The sequence below is a fragment of the Streptococcus sp. ALY_211 genome (assembly GCF_058314555.1).
In genome coordinates this window covers 145,967-170,465 of record NZ_JBZFUN010000002.1, presented here as the reverse complement: position 1 = coordinate 170,465, position 24,499 = coordinate 145,967, and the positions used below count along the sequence as shown (strand labels likewise).

At 42.5% G+C, this 24,499-nt stretch carries 19 protein-coding genes, 1 tRNA gene and 1 other RNA gene; 16 read left to right on the top strand and 5 right to left on the bottom strand.

The genetic code is table 11. From position 1 onward, the window contains the following. Nucleotides 1-79: 79 nt before the first annotated feature. The 5 genes from nrdD to nrdG all read left to right on the top strand — a co-directional run bounded on the left by nrdD (nt 80) and on the right by nrdG (nt 4,515). Nucleotides 80-2,266, top strand: coding sequence for an anaerobic ribonucleoside-triphosphate reductase (gene nrdD / locus AC4HAJ_RS02755; RefSeq protein ID WP_491078632.1), 2,187 nt, complete (start codon nt 80-82; stop codon nt 2,264-2,266). 63 nt (nt 2,267-2,329) lie between these two features. Beyond that, nucleotides 2,330-2,464: a hypothetical protein gene (locus AC4HAJ_RS02750; RefSeq protein ID WP_491078631.1), complete on the top strand. Its 135-nt coding sequence runs from the start codon at nt 2,330-2,332 to the stop codon at nt 2,462-2,464. A gap of 19 nt (nt 2,465-2,483) precedes the next feature. Beyond that, on the top strand, nt 2,484-3,425 hold the full coding sequence (locus AC4HAJ_RS02745; protein WP_491078630.1) for a Gfo/Idh/MocA family protein: 942 nt from the start codon (nt 2,484-2,486) through the stop codon (nt 3,423-3,425). 1 nt (nt 3,426) lies between these two features. After that, the gene (locus tag AC4HAJ_RS02740) at nt 3,427-3,915 is read left to right on the top strand and encodes a GNAT family N-acetyltransferase (protein ID WP_491078629.1); all 489 of its coding nucleotides are present in this window, start codon (nt 3,427-3,429) and stop codon (nt 3,913-3,915) included. Continuing rightward, a complete protein-coding gene (nrdG, locus tag AC4HAJ_RS02735; protein ID WP_491078628.1) occupies nt 3,916-4,515 on the top strand; it encodes an anaerobic ribonucleoside-triphosphate reductase activating protein in 600 nt (199 codons plus the stop codon). It begins immediately after the preceding gene. Nucleotides 4,516-4,572: 57 nt separating this feature from the next. On the opposite strand, the gene yaaA is transcribed toward nrdG, so the two are convergent. The 5 genes from yaaA to dapD all read right to left on the bottom strand — a co-directional run bounded on the left by yaaA (nt 4,573) and on the right by dapD (nt 8,585). Further along, nucleotides 4,573-5,298: a peroxide stress protein YaaA gene (gene yaaA, locus AC4HAJ_RS02730; protein WP_491078627.1), complete on the bottom strand. Its 726-nt coding sequence runs from the start codon at nt 5,296-5,298 to the stop codon at nt 4,573-4,575. A gap of 24 nt (nt 5,299-5,322) precedes the next feature. After that, nucleotides 5,323-6,006 carry a rhomboid family intramembrane serine protease gene (locus AC4HAJ_RS02725; protein ID WP_491078626.1) on the bottom strand — a complete coding sequence of 228 codons (684 nt, stop codon included), beginning with the start codon at nt 6,004-6,006 and terminating at the stop codon, nt 5,323-5,325. Beyond that, entirely contained in the window at nt 5,996-6,529 is a 534-nt protein-coding gene (locus AC4HAJ_RS02720; protein ID WP_491078625.1) for a 5-formyltetrahydrofolate cyclo-ligase, read from the bottom strand. The genes AC4HAJ_RS02725 and AC4HAJ_RS02720 overlap by 11 nt, the downstream gene beginning before the upstream one ends. A gap of 146 nt (nt 6,530-6,675) precedes the next feature. Continuing rightward, nucleotides 6,676-7,809 (bottom strand): N-acetyldiaminopimelate deacetylase, encoded by a 1,134-nt coding sequence (locus tag AC4HAJ_RS02715; protein ID WP_491078624.1) that lies wholly within the window; start codon nt 7,807-7,809, stop codon nt 6,676-6,678. A 77-nt stretch (nt 7,810-7,886) separates the two neighbouring features. Then, on the bottom strand, nt 7,887-8,585 hold the full coding sequence (gene dapD / locus AC4HAJ_RS02710; protein WP_491078623.1) for a 2,3,4,5-tetrahydropyridine-2,6-dicarboxylate N-acetyltransferase: 699 nt from the start codon (nt 8,583-8,585) through the stop codon (nt 7,887-7,889). 162 nt (nt 8,586-8,747) lie between these two features. On the opposite strand from dapD, the gene AC4HAJ_RS02705 reads away from it, so the two are divergent. The 11 genes from AC4HAJ_RS02705 to AC4HAJ_RS02655 all read left to right on the top strand — a co-directional run bounded on the left by AC4HAJ_RS02705 (nt 8,748) and on the right by AC4HAJ_RS02655 (nt 24,204). Beyond that, a complete protein-coding gene (locus AC4HAJ_RS02705; RefSeq protein ID WP_491078622.1) occupies nt 8,748-10,025 on the top strand; it encodes a replication-associated recombination protein A in 1,278 nt (425 codons plus the stop codon). A gap of 52 nt (nt 10,026-10,077) precedes the next feature. After that, nucleotides 10,078-10,268, top strand: a non-coding RNA gene (gene ssrS / locus AC4HAJ_RS02700) — 6S RNA. Then, nucleotides 10,269-10,341 (top strand) — tRNA-Lys (locus tag AC4HAJ_RS02695). Between the two features lie 55 nt (nt 10,342-10,396). Further along, a complete protein-coding gene (locus tag AC4HAJ_RS02690) occupies nt 10,397-10,996 on the top strand; it encodes a DUF4947 domain-containing protein (protein ID WP_491078621.1) in 600 nt (199 codons plus the stop codon). 285 nt (nt 10,997-11,281) lie between these two features. After that, nucleotides 11,282-11,752: a DUF3013 family protein gene (locus tag AC4HAJ_RS02685; RefSeq protein ID WP_491078620.1), complete on the top strand. Its 471-nt coding sequence runs from the start codon at nt 11,282-11,284 to the stop codon at nt 11,750-11,752. Between the two features lie 20 nt (nt 11,753-11,772). Further along, the gene (prmA, locus tag AC4HAJ_RS02680; RefSeq protein WP_491078619.1) at nt 11,773-12,726 is read left to right on the top strand and encodes a 50S ribosomal protein L11 methyltransferase; all 954 of its coding nucleotides are present in this window, start codon (nt 11,773-11,775) and stop codon (nt 12,724-12,726) included. Next, the gene (locus tag AC4HAJ_RS02675; protein WP_491078618.1) at nt 12,727-13,473 is read left to right on the top strand and encodes a 16S rRNA (uracil(1498)-N(3))-methyltransferase; all 747 of its coding nucleotides are present in this window, start codon (nt 12,727-12,729) and stop codon (nt 13,471-13,473) included. A 341-nt stretch (nt 13,474-13,814) separates the two neighbouring features. Further along, nucleotides 13,815-16,037 carry a RelA/SpoT family protein gene (locus AC4HAJ_RS02670; RefSeq protein ID WP_491078617.1) on the top strand — a complete coding sequence of 741 codons (2,223 nt, stop codon included), beginning with the start codon at nt 13,815-13,817 and terminating at the stop codon, nt 16,035-16,037. 67 nt (nt 16,038-16,104) lie between these two features. Beyond that, nucleotides 16,105-16,551, top strand: coding sequence for a D-aminoacyl-tRNA deacylase (gene dtd, locus AC4HAJ_RS02665; RefSeq protein ID WP_491078616.1), 447 nt, complete (start codon nt 16,105-16,107; stop codon nt 16,549-16,551). A 353-nt stretch (nt 16,552-16,904) separates the two neighbouring features. Next, nucleotides 16,905-20,606 (top strand): glycoside hydrolase family 66 protein, encoded by a 3,702-nt coding sequence (locus AC4HAJ_RS02660; protein WP_491078615.1) that lies wholly within the window; start codon nt 16,905-16,907, stop codon nt 20,604-20,606. A 112-nt stretch (nt 20,607-20,718) separates the two neighbouring features. Then, nucleotides 20,719-24,204 (top strand): glycosyl hydrolase family 28-related protein, encoded by a 3,486-nt coding sequence (locus AC4HAJ_RS02655; RefSeq protein WP_491078614.1) that lies wholly within the window; start codon nt 20,719-20,721, stop codon nt 24,202-24,204. Nucleotides 24,205-24,499: the final 295 nt, after the last annotated feature.

Here is a 24,499-nt window from a genome sequence, read left to right as displayed (position 1 = left end):
TCTTAAAATCATACCACAAGATATTGATTTTTATGTGGGCTTGTACTATAATGAAGAGCGAATAAAGGAGGCCTGTAGCATGGTGGTAGCGACGATATTAAATAGAGATAGTATTAAAAAGCGTGATGGTCGCTTGGTACGATTTGATAGAGAAAAGCTCTTACGATCTCTCCAGCGAGCAAATCAGCAGGCATCAGATTCATTGGAGATCGATCAAGAACTAGAGCATCTGGTCGATCAACTCATAGTTGATCTAGCGAGACAAGATCAGCCGATCGATAGCCAGACGATTTCTCAACTGATTCGGACCAGTCTGGAAAAAGAGGGATTCTCCAGCCTAGCAAGAGCTTACGCAAGCTACGATCGAGAAAAGAGTCGCCAACGTGAAGAGGCCACTGATATCAATGTTCGTATTAATCAGCTCTTGCACAAGGACCAGGCTGTGGTCAATGAAAACGCCAATAAGGATAGTGATGTTTTTAATACTCAGAGAGATCTAACGGCTGGTATCGTTGGTAAAGCCATTGGACTCAGGATGCTACCTCCTCATGTAGCTAATGCCCATCAAAAGGGAGATATCCACTTCCATGACTTGGACTACAGTCCTTATACTCCTATGACAAACTGCTGTTTGATTGATTTTAAAGGTATGTTAGCCCAAGGATTTAAGATTGGAAATGCTGAGGTAGAAAGTCCTAAATCCATACAAACAGCTACAGCTCAGATTTCTCAGATTATTGCTAATGTCGCCTCTAGCCAGTACGGTGGCTGTACAGCCGATCGAATCGATGAAGTCCTAGCTCCCTATGCTGAGTGCAACTATGCTAAACACCTAGCTGATGCTAAAGAGTGGGTGGCAGAAGAAAAGCAAGAAGCCTATGCTCGTCAAAAGACCATCAAAGATATCTATGATGCTATGCAGAGCTTAGAGTACGAAATTAACACCCTTTTTACGTCCAATGGACAGACCCCCTTTACCTCACTAGGTTTTGGATTAGGTAGGTCTTGGCTGGAACGTGAAATTCAAAAAGCTATCTTACGTATCCGTATTGAAGGTTTGGGCAGTGAGAAGCGGACTGCTATTTTCCCAAAATTGATCTTTACACTTAAGCGTGGACTCAACCTAGAGCCAGGCAGTCCTAATTATGATATTAAGCAACTGGCCCTAGAGTGTGCGACCAAGCGGATGTATCCAGATGTTTTATCTTATGATAAGATTATAGAGTTGACAGGTTCCTTCAAGGCTCCTATGGGCTGCCGTTCTTTTCTGCAAGGTTGGAAGGATGAGCAGGGACGAGAAATCAATTCTGGTCGGATGAATCTAGGAGTAGTGACGGTTAACCTTCCTAGAATTGCCATGGAGTCACAAGGTGATAAGGATCACTTTTGGTCACTTTTTTATGAGCGGATGCAGATCGCAAAGGATGCCCTTGTTTATCGTATCCAGCGTGTTAAAGAGGCAAGTCCAGCTAATGCCCCCATACTCTATCAGTATGGCGCTTTTGGGAAAAGGCTAGAAAAGACGGATGACGTTGATGAGCTCTTCAATAAACGCCGGGCAACTGTTTCCTTGGGCTATATAGGTCTCTATGAAGTGGCTACAGTCTTTTACGGTGGCGAATGGGAAACCAATCCTCAAGCTAAGGAGTTCACCAAGACCATTATCAAAGAGATGAAAAGCTTGGTTGAGACTTGGTCAGATGAATATGATTATCATTTTTCTATCTATTCAACACCATCTGAGAGCCTAACCGATCGTTTTTGTCGCCTAGATACAGAGAAGTTTGGCCTGGTCAAGGACATTACAGATAAGGAATATTACACCAATTCTTTTCATTACGATGTTCGTAAGAAGCCGACCCCTTTTGAGAAGTTGGAGTTTGAAAAGGATTATCCTGAATTAGGAGCCAGCGGTGGCTTTATTCATTATTGTGAATATCCTGTCCTCCAGCAAAATCCTAAAGCCCTAGAGGCAGTCTGGGACTTCGCCTATGACCGAGTGGGATATTTGGGTACCAATACCCCGATTGATAAATGCTATGCTTGCGGCTTTGAAGGAGATTTTGAACCGACCGAGCGTGGCTTTAAGTGTCCAAACTGTGGCAACAGTGACCCAAAGACAGTCGATGTGGTCAAGCGAACCTGTGGTTATCTTGGTAATCCACAGGCTCGTCCAATGGTCAACGGTCGTCATAAAGAGATTGCAGCACGTGTCAAGCATATGAATGGTTCAACCATAGTGACAGATGGACAAAATCTTAGATAAATGCATACCAGCTGCAAATACTAGACTGCTGTCATAAGAAGATGAGAAAAGGAAAAGATTATTATGGGAAAATATCAATTAGATTATAAAGGAATCAAGCAGGTAGAAAAATACCACGAGGACCAGTCAAGAGGGATTAGACCCAGTCAAAAGGACCGTGTCAAAGCTTTATTACGCCAATATCAAAATAAAAAATAGTACTTTGGGAGGTCAGGTTATGTTAGATATCGGAATCGTTGGAATCGGAGGTATCGCACAAAAAGCCTACCTCCCTTTTATGCGCCAGTTGCCAGATATTCGTTGGCATCTCTTTACAAGAAATTCGGAAACCTTAGCGCAGACAGAGAGTCTTTTTGGTCAATCTGTTGCCTACGACAGTCTAGATGAGCTAGTAGAAGCTCACCTAGATGGTGTTTTTATTCACTCAGCGACAGTAGCTCATTTCGAGACGGCAAAGTCCTTCCTAGAAAAAGGGATTCCAGTCTATATGGACAAGCCCTTGACAGAAAGTTACGACCAGACTGAGCAGTTGTATAGACTGGCCAAGGAGAGAGATACTTTTCTTGTAGCAGGTTTTAACCGTCGCTTTGCCCCCAAGGTAGAGCTGATGAAGGAGCAGAAAGAAAAAACCTATATCAGAGTGGAAAAAAATGATGGAAATAGACCAGGCCCTCTGACTTTCAAACTGTTTGATTTTTTTATCCACCCCTTGGATACAGCCCTTTACCTAGCTGATGAAGAACCCTACCGTGGAGAATTTCATTATCATACAGATAAGGAAGGCCTATTAACACGGGTTCAGGTGACCATGGAAACTCCATCAACCTCTCTTGTAGTGAGCATGAATCTGCAGTCAGGTAGTCGTAAAGAGACAATGGAAGTACAAACGCCAGCAGCCTCTTACCAGCTTGACAATTTAGAAGAATTGTCTATTTATCAAGGAAACCGTATAACTAATGACCGTTTTGGCTCCTGGGATACAACTCTCTATAAGCGAGGCTTTGAGTCTATAATCACAGCCTTTTTACAGGCCATTAACACCTCTGTCAATCCTGTCAAGGTTGAGTCTAGCCTGTTGAGTCACTGGATTTGTCACCAAATTAATACAAGTCCTTCGGCATGGGGAAAACTTGATTTACAGTTGCCACAAGGAGAATGACATGCTCGTCTTACGCAGACCAGAATTATCAGATCAAGCAAGTGTTATGGACTTACTCAGAGATTATATGCTGGAGACCAAGGGACACATAGATGAGCTCACTTATCTGGATTGGTTGACAGCAAATGCTAGGCGAGAGCTAGGATTGTACTTAGAAGATGATGAGGTTCCCTCCATACAGCTAGTGGCTTTTGAAGGAACTGAGGCTCTGGGTTTCAGTCAACTAAGGCTAAGATTAAATGATCCCTTACGCCAGCAAGGCGGACATATTGGTTACTATGTGAAGCCAGACCATCGTGGTAGGGGCTTGGCCCATCAGATCTTGAGCCAGACCCTCATCCTAGCCAGTCAAAAAAATCTCAAACAGATTTTGCTGACGTGCGATCAGAACAATCAAGCCAGTCGCAAGGTGATACAGGACTGTGGCGGAGAGCTAGAGACTTGTGCTGATGGTATTGAGCATTATTGGATAAATTTAGAGGGAAAATAGATGAATAACCCAAAACCTCAAGAATGGAAATCAGAAGAATTAAGCCAAGGCCGCATCATGGACTACAAAGCCTTTAACTTTGTCGATGGAGAGGGGGTCCGTAATTCCTTATATGTTAGTGGGTGTATGTTCCACTGTGAAGGTTGTTACAATCAGGCGACCTGGTCTTTCAATGCAGGTATTCCTTATACCAAAGAGCTTGAGGATAGAATTATGGATGATTTAGCACAACCTTATGTCCAAGGATTAACCTTACTGGGCGGGGAACCATTTTTAAATACAGGGATCCTTCTTCCCTTGGTTAGGCGCGTGCGCCAAGAATTGCCTGGGAAAGATATCTGGTCATGGACAGGTTATACTTGGAAGGAATTGATGCTAGAAACCAGCGATAAGTTTGAGCTTTTACAGGAAGTTGACATTCTTGTTGACGGCCGTTTCGATCTAAGCAAGAAGAACCTCCTCCTTCAATTCAGGGGATCTTCTAATCAACGTATTATTGATGTCAAAAAATCCTTGGCTAAAGGAGAGGTCGTCCTTTGGGATAAATTAAATGATGGTCAGCAGACTTACCAGCAATTGGACAGAAAAGATCTCTTATAAAAAAGCATAAAACTTCGTGTAAAAGTTTTATGCTTTTTTTATAGTATCGCTAAATACCTAGACCTGTTTTACAAAAACGAGTGTCTTGCCAAGAGACAAGTCATCACGATAGCTAAATCCATCAAATCTCAAGGTTTTTAAGGACGCTTCGTCTTGAATGCCTTGCTTGATGACCTGTGTTAAAAAAGCTCCTCTTGCTTTTTTGGAGATTGTTGAGTGAGTTTTTAGCCTATCCCCCTTGGCCTCATGAAAAGTAATTCGGATAAACTGTTTAGAAATCTGGGGCGAAAAGACGGATTCAAATTCACTTGACAGAAGAGAGACAACAGGGGTCTTAGCCTCTTGTATAAATTGATCATAATCCTTGCGCCAATAGTTTTTCAAAGATTGACCATCAATTTTTAGTTTACAGTTAAAGTCTAGACGATGTTGACTGATAGGGGTAAAAGCAGGAATAATACCATAAAATGATGAGGTGATATAGACCTTATCTTGTGTAAATAGTTGCTGTTCCTCGGTCATCTGGCGATCGATATGGCGATACATGAGTCCGTTGAAAAGCTGGAGTGCAGGGTAACTTTCAGCCTGATCGTGATAGAGAGCGCTCAACCTATCCTGTTCAGTCTGTGCAGCAGTTTCAGATATCTTATAAATAGTTGAGAGTTCCTTAACATCGGCCTTGGCTAGATGATTGAGAATGACCTGTGTTTTTACTGACAAGGGCTTAGGAGCCACCGAGGGAACGAGTTTCATTTCTTTAGCAGTTGGAATTAAAAATATCATAGTGACAACCTCGATAAATGATGATTAGAGCTGAAAGATAAAGAAGATCATGATAGAAGCAATATAAGCTAGGGCTGCAGCAACTCGCAGACCTGGCTTGATAGATGAAGACAGGTTACGAAGCGGAAAAGCAAGGCCTAAAAGAGCACCTCCTAGGGCTCCGCCAATGTGCCCGCTGAGGCTAATACTAGGATTCTGAGAGAAAGCATCCATAAGATTAAAAACGAGATTAACAGCAATCAAGATGAAAAATTGACGGCTAATCTCTTTAAGAGCCAAATGGTTTTCAAAGAGACCAGCTAGAGCAATAGCTGCAAAAATTCCAAAGATTGATGTCGATGCACCGGCGCAGAGGGTGAGGGGAGTGAAATAAAAGCACAAAATATTTCCTAGGATCCCAGACAATATATAGATGAATAAGAAACGAGTACTACCCCAGAGTTGCTCGGCAATTCTACCAGCAAAATAAAGAGAAATGGCATTGAAGGCGAAGTGCTCTAAGCCAAAATGGATAAAAATCGGTGTCACTAAACGCCATAGTTGGCTAGGATCAAGCCGTAAAGCTTGACCGATCATCCCAAAGGTAGAATAGATGATACGGTCAAATCCAGGGAGCACGATATTCCCCAGATTGGTCACTAGAAATACTATAGTTGTTAATAAAAGAAGAGATAAGGTCATAGGGTAATGTCTAATATCATTTTTCATAGGTAAGCATCTTTCTAACAGCAATATCATGTAAATCTGGTGTAAAGTCTGTTAATTGGCAGGGATAAATCGTACTTATAGTAGCTCCCTGATAGGTTGACAGGTAGCGATCGTAGAAGCCACCGCCAAATCCGATCCGATACCCCTGTGGATTAAAAGCAATGCCGGGCACATGGATAAGATCGATCTGATCCTTGTCAACCGCTTGCCAAATCCTTGGCTCAAGTAAGCCAAAAGCATTTTTTTCTAGGTGGGTAGGATCATATACTGTAAAGACCATTTGCCCTGCTGTAAAAGTTTTAGGGATCAGGATAGTTTTATGGCTTTTAATAGCCTCTTGAATAAATAATTGGGTATTATACTCGAAATAAAAGGGCAGATAAGTCGCAATAACCTGAGCCTTTTGATACTCAGGAGTAGCGATAAGCTCTGCCAATAACTTTTCGTCCATCTGATTTTTATAAGCACTATCCTGGCTCTTGAGCTGTGCTAAAATCTTTTGGCGTAATTCTTTTTTTGACATAGAAACATCTATTACCTTTCTGCTCGCTTAGCATCATATTTAGTATTAAAAAAGTTAGCTGGGCTTGTCATAAACTTGTCAAGTTTATCAAAGGCTTGACACTAGCTGTCAAAGAAAGCGAACATATCCTAAGCGGTAAGAAATCTTTAGTGATTGGCACGATAGTTTAAAAATTTTGCAATGTTAGGCACCGCAAATGGTATAACAGATTCCTTAGGACTCATGTTAGAGCTATGAAGTGGTGCTTCAGAATCAACACCCAGCCAAAACATAACACCTGGTATCTTATGCAGGAGATAACCAAAATCTTCACCAGTCATAGCAGGTAGGATATCGATTAAATTGGCGTCAGTTTCTTGGTCAAAGAATTGCATGAGGTCTTTGGCTAGTTCCGGATGATTCTCAACTGGAAGATAACCTCCCTGTATGAGCTCAACCTCAACAGTCATGTCAAAAGCAGCAGCTACGCCTTGGGCTATCTCCTTTAAGCGCTTTTGCGTGAGCAGATTCATTTCTTGTGTTAAGGTACGAATAGTGCCGTGCAGCTGAGCTTCTTCAGCGATCACATTATTGGTAGTACCAGCATGCATGGAGCCAAAAGTAACAACAGCTCCTTCGATAGGATCTACATTTCGACTGACAATCGTTTGGACTTGGGTGACGAAATGAGCAGCAGCTACCAAGGCATCGTTTGCCTTGTGAGGAAAGGCAGCATGGCCACCAATACCCTTGAAGGTGATTCGTGTTTCGCAGGTACCCGCAAAGAGTGTATGAGTATTGGTAGCAATATCGCCAACCTTGAGATCTGGGCGGACATGAAGGCCATAGAACTCATCGGGTCTCCAATCGCCAAAGGCATTTTCTTCATACATAAGTTTACCACCAGCTAGATTTTCCTCAGCTGGTTGGAAAAGGAAGAGTAAGTTGTGTTTAGGTTGGTGATCTGCTGCTTGCTCAAGCAGGCCAAGAGCCACAGTCATATGAATATCATGACCGCAAGCATGCATGCGGCCTTTATGCTTGCTAGCAAATTCAAGACCAGTATCCTCGGTGACAGGCAGACCATCGATATCTGTTCGCCAGCCGACCGTTTTTTTGGGATCATATCCCTTTAGGAAGACCAAGATACCTGTTCGCCAAGTTTTTTGAGCAATAAAATCCTTGCCAGAAGTGATGTCGGCAATACGCTTCAACAGATAATCTTGTGTTTCGTATTCTTCAAGACCAATTTCAGGAATTTGATGGAGGTCACGGCGAATGTTAATTAAATCAAGTGTCATTTTTTTATCCTTCTAATATTAAAAAATAGAGTGGGACAAGTCCCAAGCTCGTCTCACTCTTTTTAGCTAACTTAAACTCACAGGTTGCGCAGGGCGTCTTCCAAAGCCGTTTTTTGCTGAGTTTGGGCATCGATCTTTTTGATGACACGAGCAGGTACACCAGCAACAACAACATTTTCTGGGACATCTTGAGTCACGATAGCTCCAGCAGCAATGACGGAGCCGTGACCGACTTGCACCCCTTCGATAACAACCGCATTAGCTCCGACCAAGACATTGTCACCGATACGTACAGGCTCAGCACTAGCCGGCTCAATAACACCAGCAAGGACAGCACCAGCTCCGATATGACTGTTTTTCCCAACAGTTGCACGGCCACCTAGTATAGCACCCATATCGATCATGGTTCCTTCACCAATTTCTGCTCCAATATTGATGACAGCCCCCATCATGACAACGGCATTATCTTCAATAGTCACCTGGTCTCGGATGATGGCACCGGGCTCGATACGAGCATTGATATGACGCTTATCAAGTAAGGGAACAGCAGAGTTACGACCATCTTGCTCTACGACATAGTCCTTATTCTCAGTCAAGTTAGCCAGCAAGGGTTCGATAACTTTCCAATCACCAAAGAGAACATTGCCTAGCTTTGTTACTGTATCAGGGACATCTCCAGCCAAATCCCCCTCAAAGGTGACTTTAACATTGGTTTTTTTCTCAGCATTTCCGATGAAAGCGATAATTTCTTGTGCGCTCATTTTCTGTGCAGTCATAAAGAGTCTCCATTCCTTTTTATTAGCCCTTATTATATCAAAAAATCTTAAGCAGTTGATCCTAGTTTATTGGAAAAACAGAAGAATTTCTCAAAGTGCTACTCTTTCTATATTTATGCTAAAATAGCTGTAATAAAACACAGAATCAAAAAAGGAGGAAACATGCCTGAGAATCTTGCCCTTCGCATGCGGCCGTCGACCATTGATCAAATTATTGGTCAAGAACATCTGGTAGGTCAAGGAAAAATTATCCGCCGAATGGTCGAAGCCAACAAGCTGTCCTCAATGATTTTATACGGTCCACCCGGTATCGGAAAGACGTCTATCGCCAGTGCCATTGCTGGTACCAGCCAGTACGCCTTTCGGACCTTTAACGCTACCACAGATACTAAAAAACGCCTTCAGGAAATCGCTGAAGAAGCCAAATTTTCAGGTGGCTTAGTTCTGATGTTGGATGAGATCCATCGCCTAGACAAGACCAAGCAGGATTTCCTCTTGCCCCTGTTAGAAAATGGTAATATCATCATGATTGGAGCAACGACCGAGAATCCTTTTTTCTCAGTCACTCCCGCTATTCGCAGCCGTGTGCAGATCTTTGAGCTAGAGCCCTTGACGACAGACCATATTCAGCTGGCAATCGATAGAGCCTTATCCGATAAGGAGAGAGGTTTTGATTTTGATGTACGTATCGATGAGGAGGCTAGAGATTTTATCGCCACAGCGACCAATGGTGATCTGCGTTCGGCCTATAATTCCCTTGATTTAGCTATTATGTCTACCAAGCCTGATGATCAGGGAAGCCGTCACATTACGCTGGACACCGTAGAAAACAGTTTGCAGCGCAGCTATATCACAATGGACAAAAATGGTGATGGGCATTACGATGTCCTATCAGCCTTGCAAAAATCTATCCGTGGTTCAGATGTTAATGCCAGTCTCCACTATGCCGCTCGTTTGATTGAAGCGGGTGATCTTCCTAGTCTCGCAAGACGTTTGACAGTTATCGCCTACGAAGACATTGGTCTAGCTAATCCAGAAGCGCAGATACATACAGTGACAGCCCTAGAGGCTGCCAAACAGGTCGGCTTTCCAGAGGCAAGGATTCTTATTGCTAATATCATTATTGATCTGGCTCTATCTCCCAAATCAAACTCGGCCTACATGGCCATGGATGCGGCTATAGCCGATCTCAAAAAGTCGGGCAATCTTCCTATTCCCCGGCATCTGCGAGATGGTCACTATGCTGGCAGTAAGGAGTTGGGCAATAGTGTAGATTATCGTTATCCTCATGCTTATCCTGAAAAATGGGTTAAGCAACAATATCTTCCAGACAAGTTAGTCGGAGCAGATTATTTCCAAGCCAATGAAACGGGTAAATACGAGAGAGCTCTAGGGGCTAATAAAGACCGCATTGACAAACTGTCTCAACAGAGCAGATAAATTTTTTAAGTTTTCTCTTGAAATATTTTTTAAAAGTGTTATTATAAAAATACAATTGCTGTGGTATACGAATCCACATTCAAGTGTTGACCGACTAAATCTTTGTATTTTGGGAAACATAAGTCTCCTTACAGTATGCAGGCCGTCTCACGCGGAAGCAGCTAAGTAAGAGCGAGTTGCCCACCTGCTTATTTTGCGGGTTCAATACAAAACGTGGATCATCGGTACCAATACAGCTATTAACCTTCCTTAGCTCAGTTGGTAGAGCAGCGGACTCTTAATCCGTGGGTCGTAGGTTCGAGCCCTACAGGGAGGATAGTTGATGAGCAAAGCCTAGTCGATAGGTTTTTTTCTTTACTAAGGGGTTATGAATGAAAAGAAAGAGTTTTTACCTGCTCTGGATATTAGGTCTCAGTATACTATTAGTTGCTTGTAGTCCTAAACAGTCGAGCATAGAAAAAAACCAACCGTCTCCAAGTGCACAACAGGCAGATGGAAATGAGTTGGGGGATACGAAAAAGTTTGATAAGAAGCGTAAGCCGCAAGATTTACCGAAAAATGCTAGTGAAGCACCTAAGGATAAAATCTACGCTACAGATGGTAGTGAAATCTACTATGAATCTTCTAGTTCTGGATTTACGGCTTCTATTCCTAATTTTGAGGGCTATACCAATCAAACAGTTGAGGATATTTTAGGCAAACCATCCAAAAAAGTCACAGATACAGAGACAATGGCATCTCTCTTAAAGCAAGGTGAGCAAAAACGCATTGTTGCCCTGTTCAAGAAGCAAAAGCTGACGCAAGAGGAAGCAAGAGCTTTCTATGCTGGGGCAGCAGATTACTCGATGGGGAGTTTGGACAAATATTATGTTTACCAATACTCAGATCAAAAGCTCCTATTGCTTTTTCAAAAGTCAACACACAAGCTGGTATATGTCACGCCGGATACCGACTATGTTTACTGGCGATAGTTACCAAAAGAGAGTGGTTCATTGGTGCTAAAGCACTTAACGAACTGTGCAGGAGTAAGACTTCTTGGCTTGCCAACAAGTCTTACTCCCAACCACTGCGCCTAGTCAGTGAAATTGACTAAATAGATACGGCTGATGACTTTTGTCTCAGCCTCTTTTTTGATGGTCGGATAGAAGTGTTGTTATGTTATAGCCTGATGATCCAGATGGTAGAAGCAATCAATAATCGCCTCTAACTTCCCTGCTCATGTTATAATAAATAGAAATAAGGAATTGGAGTAGACAATGGCAGACTATGGTTTTTTATCAGTCCTTGAAGAGGAACTAGACAAGTACCTAGATTTTGATTTTGCTATGGATTGGCAAAAGAAGAATCACGCCTTAGAAGTGACTTTTATCCTAGAAGCACAAAATAGATCTGGAGTACAAACAGTGGATGATAAGGGAGAGGTATCTGCTGAGGATATTCTCTTTGAAGATTATGTTCTCTTTTACAATCCAAATAAATCTAAATTCGATGCTGACGATTATCTCGTGACCCTACCTTTTGATCCTAAAAAGGGGTTCTCGCGTGAGTTTTTAGCGTATTTTGCTAAAAGTCTCAACCAAGTTGCGACAGATGGATTGAGCCATCTTATGGATTTTTTGGAGGATGAAGACCTTCAAGAGTTTGCGATTGTTTGGGATGAAGCTGCCTTTCAAGCAGGTCTTACCAACTTGGAGGAGACACAGTTTTACCCTTACCCGAGATACTAAGCAAAGCAGGAGGCAGTATAATGGACAAGTGGCAAGAGTTAACGATCACAGTTGATCGAGAGGCTGAGGAAGCGGCTACCAATATTTTGATCGAATCGGGCAGTCAAGGTGTAGCCATTGAAGATACAGCGGATTATCTGGGCCCTGTTGGTAAGTATGGAGAGCTTTTTCCTGAAGTTGCTCAGTCCGACACCGTAAAGATCACCGCCTACTACCCAGAAAATGTTGATATGGCAGCGCTCACTAAGACAGTATCCCAGAGTCTAGAGGACTTAACAGATTTTGGATTAAAGACTGGTCAGGTTTCACTTGAAACACAGGAATTAGCTGAGGAAGATTGGGCTGAAAATTGGAAGAAATACTATGAGCCGACCCGTATCACCCACGATTTGACCATTGTTCCTAGTTGGACAGACTATAAACCAAGCAAGGATGAAAAAATTATTCGCCTAGATCCGGGTATGGCTTTTGGGACAGGGACCCATCCAACAACCAAAATGAGCCTTTATGCCTTGGAGCAAGTCCTGCGTGGCGGTGAGACAGTTCTTGATGTCGGAACAGGATCAGGAGTTCTCTCCATTGCTAGTGCCTTGCTAGGTGCTAAAGACATTTACGCTTATGATTTAGATGAAGTAGCTGTGCGCGTGGCGCAAGAAAATATTGACCTCAATCCCAATACTGATAGTATTCAGGTGGCCCCTGGTGATCTCCTCAAGGGAGTTGAGCAAGAGGCTGATGTTATTGTCGCCAATATTTTAGCGGATATCCTCATTAATCTGACAGATGATGCTTATCGCTTGGTTAAGGATGAAGGGTACTTGATCATGTCTGGAATTATATCAGAGAAATGGGAAATGGTTGAGCAATCTGCTGAGAAAGCAGGATTCTTTTTAGAGACCCACATGATTCAAGGAGAGTGGCATGCTTGTATCTTTAAGAAAACAGCTGATATTTCAGGTGTGATTGGAGGCTAAATGCAACAATATTTTGTCAAAGGATCCCCCCAAAATCCGGTCACTATTACGGATAAGGATACCCTAAAACATATGTTTCAAGTCATGCGCTTAAACCAAGATGATGAGCTTATACTAGTTTTTGAAGACGGTATCAAGCATTTGGCTAAAGTTTTAGACCGAGATAGTCATAGCTTTGAGCTTCTCAAAGTCTTGCCTGATTGGGTAGAATTACCTGTTCAAGTGACAATCGCCTCTGGCTTTCCTAAGGGAGATAAGCTGGATATGATCACTCAAAAAGCGACCGAGTTAGGTGCCAGCGCCATCTGGGCTTATCCGGCTGAATGGTCTGTAACCAAATGGGATAAAAAGAAATTAGCAAAAAAAGAAGAAAAGTTAACCAAAATTGCCTTAGGTGCAGCCCAACAGTCCAAGCGCAATTATGTTCCTAAAGTTCAACTATTTGAAAAACAGGCGGATTTCTTAGCCCATCTCTCAGATTTTGACAAGATTTTTATTGCCTATGAAGAGGTAGCTAAGTCAGGGGAGTTGGCTATTCTAGCACAGGAATTAGCAAAGGTTAGGTCATCTGATAAGCTCCTATTAATATTTGGACCGGAAGGTGGAATCTCACCCAAAGAAATTGAAATTTTTGAACAAGCAGGAGGTTTAAGTGTAGGATTGGGGCCTCGTATTATGCGAACTGAAACAGCTCCCCTATATGCCTTGAGTGCTATCAGTTATGAATTAGAAATGAACCGTAAATAGAGTAGGACAAAGATCAGTAAACCGTGATCCCTTCACAGTTTACTGATCTTTGTCCATTATTTTATACCGAAATGAAAGGTATTAGGATTTTTAGCGATGAGGAAGTTATGGTGAATACCAATGTTTCTTCATATATCTGATTCTGATCCCCAAAACTCATAAAAGTTTTTGGTAGTGGTTTATGGTGTGTTTACAGTCAAAAAGAAAAGATTCGTATTGTGAAAGGTTCGATTCCAGAACTTTTGAGACCTTTTACTAAGGACTTTCATAAGGGTGTTCATCTTTTATTCCCTTATGAAAAGTGTTAAAATGAAGTCAATAATCAAGTGAGGGGTAAGCTTATGGCAGAGAAACCTAATGTCACAGGTCCCGAAGTCGTTGAAAAAGTTCGTACTTATTTGACGTCAGAGGATGCTGACCTAGTACAAAAAGCATTGGAGTACGCAACCGAGGCTCATAAGGAGCAAAAGCGTCGCTCAGGTGAGCCTTATATCATACATCCTATTCAGGTAGCTGGGATTTTGGCTGATCTCCAGTTGGATTCTGTAACCGTCGCATGTGGCTTTTTGCATGATGTTGTGGAAGATACTGAAGCGACCTTAGATGACTTGGAGGCAGAGTTTGGCCTTAATATTCGCCAGATCGTCGATGGGGTTACAAAACTTGGTAAGGTCGAGTACAAATCACATGAAGAGCAATTAGCCGAAAATCATCGCAAGATGCTTATGGCCATGTCTAAGGATATTCGTGTTATTTTAGTCAAGTTAGCTGACCGCCTCCACAATATGCGTACCCTAAAACATTTACGTCCTGATAAACAAAGACGGATTTCACGTGAAACCATGGAGATTTATGCCCCCCTTGCTCACCGCCTAGGGATCAGTGCCATCAAGTGGGAACTAGAAGATCTAGCTTTTCGTTATCTGAATGAGGTGGAATTCTACCGTATATCTCATATGATGAGTGAAAAACGCCGTGAGCGTGAGTCTTTGGTAGAAGAAATTGTTGCTAAAATAGAAAAGTATACCCAAAAACAAGGACTTATAGGTAAGGTTTATGGCCGTCCAAAGCATATTTACTCGATTTATCGGAAGATGCACGACAAGAAAAAACGCTTTGATCAGATTTATGACCTAATTGCTATACGCTGTATTATGGATACTCCGAGTGATGTCTATGCTATGTTAGGCTATATCCACGAACTTTGGCGGCCAATGCCTGGTCGCTTCAAGGATTACATTGCCAACCCTAAATCGAATGGTTACCAATCAATCCATACAACGGTTTATGGCCCTACAGGTCCTATCGAAATTCAAATTCGTACCCAAGAAATGCATGATGTTGCTGAATATGGGGTTGCAGCTCATTGGGCTTATAAAAAAGGAATTACCAATAAGGTAGATCCTAGCGAATCGGCTATTGGGATGAATTGGATCCAAGACCTAGTCGAATTACAAGCTGGCTCCAACGGCAATGCTCAAGAATTTGTCGATTCCGTAAAAGAAGATATCTTTTCAGAGCGGATTTATGTCTTTACCCCATCTGGAGATGTCCAAGAATTACCTAAGGATTCTGGTCCTATTGATTTTGCTTATGCTATTCACACGCAAGTGGGTGAAAAAGCCGTCGGTGCCAAGGTTAATGGACGTATGGTTCCCTTAACCGCAAAACTTAAGACAGGTGATGTTGTCGAAATTGTAACCAATAGCAATTCCTTTGGACCTAGCCGAGATTGGATCAAACTGGTTAAGACAACCAAGGCCAGGAATAAAATTCGCCAATTCTTTAAAAATCAAGACAGGGAAATGTCCATCAGTAAGGGACGTGACCTCTTAGTGGCTTACTTCCAAGAACAAGGCAGCGTTGCTAATAGATACTTGGATAAGAAGCATATAGAAGAAATTCTTCCTCGCCTCAGTGTACGTAATGAAGAGGCTCTTTATGCAGCTATCGGATTTGGTGAAATCAATCCTGCTTCAGTCTACAATCGTCTGACAGAAAAAGAGCGCCGAGAGGAAGAACGTGCCAAAGCTAAGGCTGAAGCGGAAGAATTGATGAAGGGCGGCGAAGTCAAGCATGAGAATAAAAATGTCCTCAAGGTAAAGAGTGAAAATGGTGTCATCATCCAGGGGTCATCTGGCTTGCTCATGCGCATCGCCAAATGTTGCAATCCTGTTCCAGGAGATCCTATTGAGGGATACATTACTAAGGGACGAGGCGTAGCTATCCATCGATCAGATTGCCACAATATTAAGAGTCAAGAAGGCTATGAGCAACGTTTGATCGAAGTAGCCTGGGACGATACCAGTAATCTAGGCACAGACTACTTGGCTGAAATTGATATTTATGGGCTCAATCGCTCAGGTCTTTTGAATGATGTTTTGCAGATTATATCGAATCAAACCAAGAGTATTTCGACAGTCAATGCCCAGCCTACCAAGGATATGAAGTTTGCAACTATCCATATTAGTTTCAAAATTCCTAATCTAACAGCTTTAACAACAGTTGTGGATAAAATAAAAGTAATTCCTGATGTCTATTCGGTAAAACGGACAAATGGTTAAAACGATCCTAAAAGGACCCTAAAACCCTAATAATTTAAAGAAAACTCCCAAGTAAGGTACCAGTTTTATGAAAATTGTTTTGCAAAAAGTAAAAAATGCAAAAGTGGAGATTAATGCTAAAACCGTCGGTCAAATTGATCGCGGTTTACTTTTGTTTGTGGGCATTGCTCCTAATGATGATAAAGCACATATTGAATATGCTGTTAGAAAGATTGTGAATATGCGGATATTTCCCGATCAAGCTGGGAAAATGAACTTATCTGTAAAAGATATCGGCGGTCAAATTTTATCGATTTCTCAATTTACTCTCTTTGCTAATGTCAAAAAAGGCAATCGCCCGGCTTTCACGGATGCGGCTTCACCTCAAAAGGCAAGCCATCTTTATGATGCTTTCAATAGTCGGTTGGCTGAATGGCTTCCAGTCCAAACAGGAATATTTGGCGCTGATATGCAAGTAACATTAACCAATGATGGTCCTGTGACCATTCTACTAGATACTCAAGAAATGCTTTAAAAGCAGTACTTTCACGGGATTTAAAGCCTTTGTTTGAATGGTTGAAATATTTCAATTAACAAACTGTCTAATAATTGTAATATAAAAGAAATATGCAGCGAGTTTTAAGTTTTATGCAAATACTAAAAAGCTAGTTTTTCAATAGACTAGCTTTTTTTATGCTCAGAAATAGGGTCTCTTTTTAAGGGAGGATTAGGTTAGGTTTTGGGTAATTTTTAGAAAGTGTTTGTTAGAATACGGGTTGTGTTTTGAGCTGATTCCAGTACAATACACACTGACTTCTTTTTGTTCTAGCTCTTGATCGCTAGTTCTAATCAATTTACAAAAAAATAATAGAAAAGGAATTTAGGAACGTGAAACACAAAAAGTTTACTCTCCCAAGCGCTGCTTTACTTCTTGCTTTTGCCATGATGGCAGATGCCAATGGACAAGTTGTAAAAGCAGATGAGGTAGCAGCTACAAACGCTTCTCAGACAGAAGCGGCAACTCAGCAAGTTTCTACAACTGCAAATGTAACACCAAGTTCGTCTAATGCGGTTCAGGTAGAAACAGCTCCAACAGACTTAACAACAACTGCTAACACTGATGCAGCAGCATCCACAGTTGCTACAGAGTCACAAGTAGCTGAAAACTACCGTCCTAAGGATATTGCTACTATTCAAGAAGCACCAAATCCTGAAGATGCGCGTTACAATGATTTTTATGACATTGAGAACAACACTTCTAAATCCATTGTTGATTCTCAAACAGGTACAGCTATTGCTGACGTTAATACTGATAAAGCTAGCTACCAAGAAGGTGAAGATGTTAAGCTTTATGTAGATTTCACAAATACGACAGACGCAGCGCAAGACATCACGCTTAGCACAGAGGTATACCACCTCAATGATAAGATTGCTACTTATAATTTCACAAAAAACCTGCAAGCAGGAGAAACTTATAAGATGCAAGAAGGTGATGTCACTCTGCCTGCAGACAAATTCCAAATCGATAAAGGTTACCTCCTCAACTTTAAAGTTTCTGATAGCCAAGGAGCTGTTTTGAGTGAGCTAAACCGTGCAGTTGCTTATGAAAAAGACTGGACTAAATTCCCACGCTATGGTGTCGTTGGGGGTTCTCAAATGAACAGCAACAGTCTTTTAAGCAAGGATGCTGCTAAATACAAAAATGCACTTGAAAAAATGAAGAATATGAATATCAATTCATACTTCTTCTACGATGTTTACAACACACCAACCGATCCATTCCCAGATACAGAACACTTCCAACAATTATGGAATACATGGAGCCATTCTGAAATTGATACACAAGCCGTTAAGGATATTGTCGATCAAGTTCACCAAGGTGGCGCTAAAGCCATGCTCTATAATATGATTTTGGCAGAAGCAACTCGTGATGCTCAAAATGGCGGTCTTCTAGCAAATGCTGATCAGCATTATGTCTACAATACTCAAAATGGTGAGGAGCACGGTTACGGCAAGATTGGTGAAGTGATGCAGTACATCATTGATGGCACACCACTTCAAAACTACTACAACCCCAAATCTCCTGAGTGGCAAGCTTTCATTGCTAATGCTATGGCTGAGGCGATGATCAATGGTAACTTTGATGGCTGGCAAGGAGATACAATCGGTGATAACCTTGTAACAGATGCTTCTCATAGAGGCAGCACCAATGAAGCCGATCAATTCTGGCTGACAGAAGGTTATGCAGAATTCTTAAATGCCGTACGTGGCATCATTAATGACAAATATAAAGCATCTGGTCATGAAGGAAAAGACTTCTACCTGACCCTTAACGATGTTAACGGTGAACAAATTGACCGCTTAAAAGACGGTAATCAAGATGTTATCTACAATGAGTTATGGCCTTTTGGAGGCTCTGCTCTAAGTACAAACGAAAACAAACGCAGTCAAACAGAATATGGCGATCTCAAAGCCCGTGTGGATCAAATCCGTAAAGCAACTGGTAAATCTGCTATTATCGGAGCTTACATGGAAGAGCCAAAATACGAAAAGAGCAAAGATGATAACGGTAATGATATCAATGTGCCTATCAACGGTTCCGCTCGTGATGTGGAAGCTGGTAAAACTGATCCAACAAAAGGGTTCTTCCAAGATGATGCTGTCCTTTTAACAACTGCTTCAATCGCTGCTGCAGGAGGTTATCACATGTCACTGGCAGCGGTTGCTAACAACCGCAATGCTGATGGTGTAGGAGTCCTCGAAACAGCCTATTACCCTACTCAAAGCCTCAAGGTTTCAGACCGCTTGAGTCGCAAAAATAATGACTATCAGCAGTTTATCACTGCTTATGAAAATATCCTGCGTGATGGTGTTGAAAACGACGAAGCTACTGTTGACACTTATGATGCTAGTGGTAACGTTCTTTCCACTGATGACATCGGTATTAACGGTCATCAAGTTTGGACTTACGGTAAAAAAGGAAATAATTTCCGTACCGTTCAAATGCTTAACCTGATGGGTATCAATTCTGATTGGAAAAATGAGGATGGTACAGAAGCTAATAAAACACCGGATGCTCAAAAAGATCTTACGGTTAAATATACCTTGACTGATGTTAGCAGCATGGCTGAAGCTCAACGTATGGCTAATCAAACTTACGTGGTTTCTCCAGATGACTGGTCAAAATCAAGGATGCAAAAAGTTGCAGCAACAGTAGAGACAGATGAAAATGGCAATCTTGTTCTTTCTATCACTGTCCCAGAATTGACATTATGGAATGTTATCTACATTTCAAATGCTGAAAGTACACAAACTGAAGCTCCAGTTGTGGAAGTGACTAAAGACGAGCCCCAGGCACCTGTTACTGAAACAGCACCATCCGCTGATCAAACAGCACCAGCTGAGCAAGATTCAGAAGCTGTTTCTCCTGTAACGCCAGAGGCAACAACCCCAGCGGTAGATCAAGCTCCAGCAGCTCCAGATCAATCAGCTCAAACTGAGACAGGTTCAGAAGCAACAACGCCTGAAGTACCAGCAGAAGCTGCTTCAGACGAAGCGACGACTCCTGATACTACCCCATCTGCTGAAGGGGCACAAACTCCAGCTGCAGATGAAGTCTCACCAGAAGCAACAACCCCAGCGGTAGATCAAGCTCCAGCAGCTCCAGATCAAGCAACCCAAACTGAGACAGGTTCAGAAGCAACAAGACCTGAAGTACCAGCAGAAGCTGCTTCAGACGAAGCGACGACTCCTGATACTACCCCATCTGCTGAAGGAGCACAAACTCCAGCCACAGATGAAGTCTCACCAGAAGCAACAACCCCAGCGGTAGATCAAGCTCCAGCAGCTCCAGATCAAGCAACCCAAACTGAGACAGGTTCAGAAGCAACAAGACCTGAAGTGCCAGAAATAGTAACTGATCAACCTGTAACAACTGAAGACTCTTCATCTGCTGTTCCAGCTGTTGAAGAACCAGCTCAAGATCAGACACCTGCTAAACCAGAGGTATCTGAAATTGAAAAAGCAACAGATAACCAGGAGCAAGCATCAACTCCAGAGCTAGAGGCAACGGACACAGTTGAAAATGCAACAGTTCCTGAGACTAAGCCAAATAAAGCATCAAACGATGATAAGGCTCAAAAACAAGCAAGCCCCTTAACTGCTCTTGTAGAGCAAACACAAGCAATGGCAGCAACACTATCATCTATTGCCCAAGCCTACCAAGCTACTAATGCGGGGGATCAAGTAGTAGAGATAAAATCCATTGTTGTTGAACTGCCAGCAATGTCAGCTAAGTCAGAAGCTAAATCTGCTTCTACTACTAATAACGTGAACGCTAAAAAAGCAACTAAGCGTAAAGCTGTCAAAAGATCAGTCCACGAAGAAGATCAAGTGTCTATTCCAGAACAAGCGCAGTCTAAAACTGAGCCTAAAGCAAGTGCTCACAAAGAGAAAGACGTTAAAACTGTAGAGTCAGCTGGTGCGACAGCTCTTAAGTCCCCACTGTTGATCCTTGCAGGCGCTGCTTCTGCTATTGGACTTGTTACAGCTGGTATTATTGGAGCCTTCGCTAAACGTAAAAATGGATAAGCAGTAATACCAAAGAGCTGATCTTAATTGAAGAATTGCTTAGTTATTAGGGATGAATTTAGTCTTTATTAAGCCGATTTCTAAAAAATTGGCAAACAAGGAAAGAGGATTTATGATTTCGAAGAAAGGCAAGAGAATGCTAGCAGTCCTTTTGGGACTTTCAGCTGTAACCACTTTGAATATCAAGGTTAATGCAGATGAAGTGACGGATACGTCTACAATTGCTAGCAATGTGTCAGAAAGTCAGCCCCAAGAGTCAATGCCGGCTGACGAAACACAAGTGGCACCAGCTCAGACAGAAAATCAGGTAGAAACATCGACACCAGTAGATCCCGATGCGGATCCATCGCAGTATGGTGCGACAAATATGCCTTATACACGTTATGAAGCAGATGCTGCCCAGCTTGAAAACGGTGCAGAAGTTAAAGACAGTTTAGATCCTAACGAAACAGCTGCCTTCTCATCAGAGCATAAGTATGTGGAGTTGCCAACTGATGGTTCAGCGGTTTCCTTCACCGTTCAAGCACCTGCTAACGGAGTAACTATGCGCTATAGCGTACCAGATGGTCAAACTGGTAATGTGGATGTGCTTGTTAATGGACAAACCGTCAAAAATACACAGTTGTCATCCGAATCATCATGGCAATACATCGCTGGAAATCAAGCTTACAACAGTGCAGAAGCTGCTCAAGCAGGCGTTCAAACTGAACCGGACTATCAATTTATGTCCCCAGGAACTCAGGCTATCAAGACACGTTTTCGTTTTGATGAAACTCACTTTCTCTTAGATGGGGTAACCCTTCAGAAGGGTGATGTTGTCACAATCGTCAACCGCCGTAACAACGTGATTGGCCTGGACTTCCTTGAGTTAGAGCAGGTTGATGGACCTAAAGCGCAACCTGAGAATGCCCTCAATATTCAAGACTTCCATAGACCTGAACATGGGGATGACTACTCTACTGCCTTTGAGGCTGCCCTCGCAGAAGCGAATAATCGCAATGAAAACCGTGTGGTTTACATCCCTCAGGGGACTTTCAACTTGGACCGCAAAGTGATGTTAAGATATCCTAACGTCAAGATTTCAGGTGCGGGTATGTGGTACACTAACCTTCACTTCACCAAAAATGAAATCGGTGGCGGAGGATTTGAGTTCGATCCTAATGTCAATAATGTCGAATTTAGTGACGTTTACATGGATTCAAATCTGACAGATCGCTTCGAAGAAAAAGCTAACTATAAAGCCTTTGCAGGTGCAGCAGGCTTTGGCTCAAAAATCCATGATGTTTGGGCAGAGCACTTTGAAGTTGGGATCTGGATGGGAGATTATACATCTGAACATCGAAAATCTACTGACAACCTCGAAGTTTACAATGTACGCCTACGTAACAACTTTGCCGACGGTGTCAACTTTGCCCAAGGAACTAAAAACTCCATCGTTAGAAATTCTAGTATCCGTGGTAACGGAGACGATGGTTTGGCTTCATGGGCAAGTCAAAACGGTGATGCTAGCATAGCGGAAAATAACACCTTTACTGACAACACTGTCGAGCTTGGATGGCGCGCAGCTGGTATAGGCTTCTTTGGTGGTAAAGACCACGAAGTCAAAAACAACCTTATTAAAGACTTTTACCTCGGATCAGGAATCCGTGTTAATACAACTTTCCCAGGCTATGATTTTTCTGCCAACAAGGATGGCAAGGGAATCAATATCCATGATAATTATCTTTTAAATACAGGGACAACATTTGATATCTACGGAAATCAAAAACCGTCCATGGACTTCTTTGCTGATAAGGCACCTTTGTACAACATCAATGTCTACAATAACCGTATGATTAACACCAACACGACAGACTATCCTGACATGTCAGCCGTTTCAGGGGTTAATTTAACAAACAATACGGAAAAAACAGGCCTTGTCATCGCTAAGCCTGCCCTAACGACAGTTCCAGCGACTGAGGAGACATCTACAACAGAATCCCCAGCACCAGCTGAACAAAACCCAACATCAGAAGTAAGTCAAACTGAGCCGGTAGCAGAAAATCCAGTTGCTGAGGAAACAGCCCCATCAACTGAGCAACCAGCACAAACTGAGACAGGCACAGAAGTTACCAGTCCAGCAGGACAAGAAACAGATGCAACAGGTGATCAAACGTCTGAAACTCCTGCAGCAGACCAATCAGGACAAGCTGAACCAAATTCAGAAGTTGTATCCCCAACGATCCCAGAAGAAGGAACAACAGGGGAACAAGTCCCAGCCGTTGAGGAAGCATCACCTGAATCAAATACTTCGTCAGAAACACCATCTATTGAAACACCGGTAGACAACACCGAAGCGCCAGCTTCCCAAGCTACCCCATCAACAGAACAACCAGTACAAACTGAATCAGGTTCGCAAGCGACAACTCCTGAAGAAGGATCAACAAGCGAATCCACTGTAACAACACCAGAAGTTGAGGAAACTCTTGGTACCCCAAATCCATCCTCAGAAGAATCCCAAGCAGAACCTACATCAGAAATGCCAGCCGTTGAAGCACCGGTAGACAACACCGAAGCACCAGCTTCCCAAGCTACCCCTTCAGCAGAGCAAGAACCAGCGCAAACGGAAGCAGGTTCAGAAGTTACCACTCCAGCAACACAAGAAACAGATGCAGCGGGGGATCCTGCATCAGAAACTCCGGCAGCAGGCGAAGGAACTCCATCTGTAGATACCCCTACCGATAATAACGAACCGTCTGTGCCAGCATCAGACCTTCCTGCAGTAGGATCAACTCCAGCTGGTGAGGAAGCAGGAAATGCAGTTCCTCTTCCATCAGAAACACCAACGCAAGAACCTACTACTCCCACAACTGATACTCCTGCACCATCTACGGATCAACCGAGTGGTGAAGTGCCAGCAGAGCAAACACCAAAAGACGAAACTCCAAAGGCCAATGAAGGAGGACAATCAGATCCAACAGTTGAGGGATCAACTCCTGCCAATCCTTCTGATAACGCAGCGGGAACAGAACAAACCACTCCAGAAACTCCTTCAGAAGATCAACCAACTGAAGATAAACCAGCGCAAGATTCTACGACTCCAGAAGGACAAACAACGGATCAAGCGCCAGTACCAAATTCGGATCAACAAGGACAAAATCCAGACCTACCGAATCCAAATGTTATTCCTGGTACAGGGAGTGAGACATTGCCCCTACCAAATTCTGCCGAAGACACTGAAAATAGTGCCTTAACAGATCCTATTAAAGACTTATCATCAGGTATTCAAGATGGCCCAGGAGAAACACCAAAGGCAGGTCGTGAGAATAGCGATGGTGATAGTCCAACAACTGAAGACTCCGATACGCAAGAAGCAGAAAAAAAACCGCTAACAGCTAGTCAACCAACTCTTCCAGCAGAAGCTGATGAAGATCAACCCGTTGGTTCTTCAATGGTTGAAAGCAGTCATGGCACTGCTTCAGAAGTCCAAAATATTGAGCGAGTAGAACAAAAAGATAGTCACACCAAACAATTTACAAATCTCATCTTTTGGACTAGCTTGACTGTAGCAGTAACATTGCTCCTTGCAGGAACAGGCTTCTATTTCCTACATCGTTAAGTTGATTAGGACACGATCATTAGTGATGAACATTTACAGTAAAAAATGCTTGAATTCTTTGCAGAGTTCAGCATTTTTTTATTTCTTACCAACTGCCCACTAGAGGCTGGAAAGGCATATAGATTAGAGAGAACCCAACCAGTTCTCTCTTTTTTCATGTCCAGAAAGGACATGGAAGGGAAACCTAGTCTTGTATAATTCTAGGTGTAAAAATTTATAGAATTATTTAAAAAACATTACAAATAATACTTGTTTATTACAATCACATAATGTATAATCAAGTTAAGAAATAAAG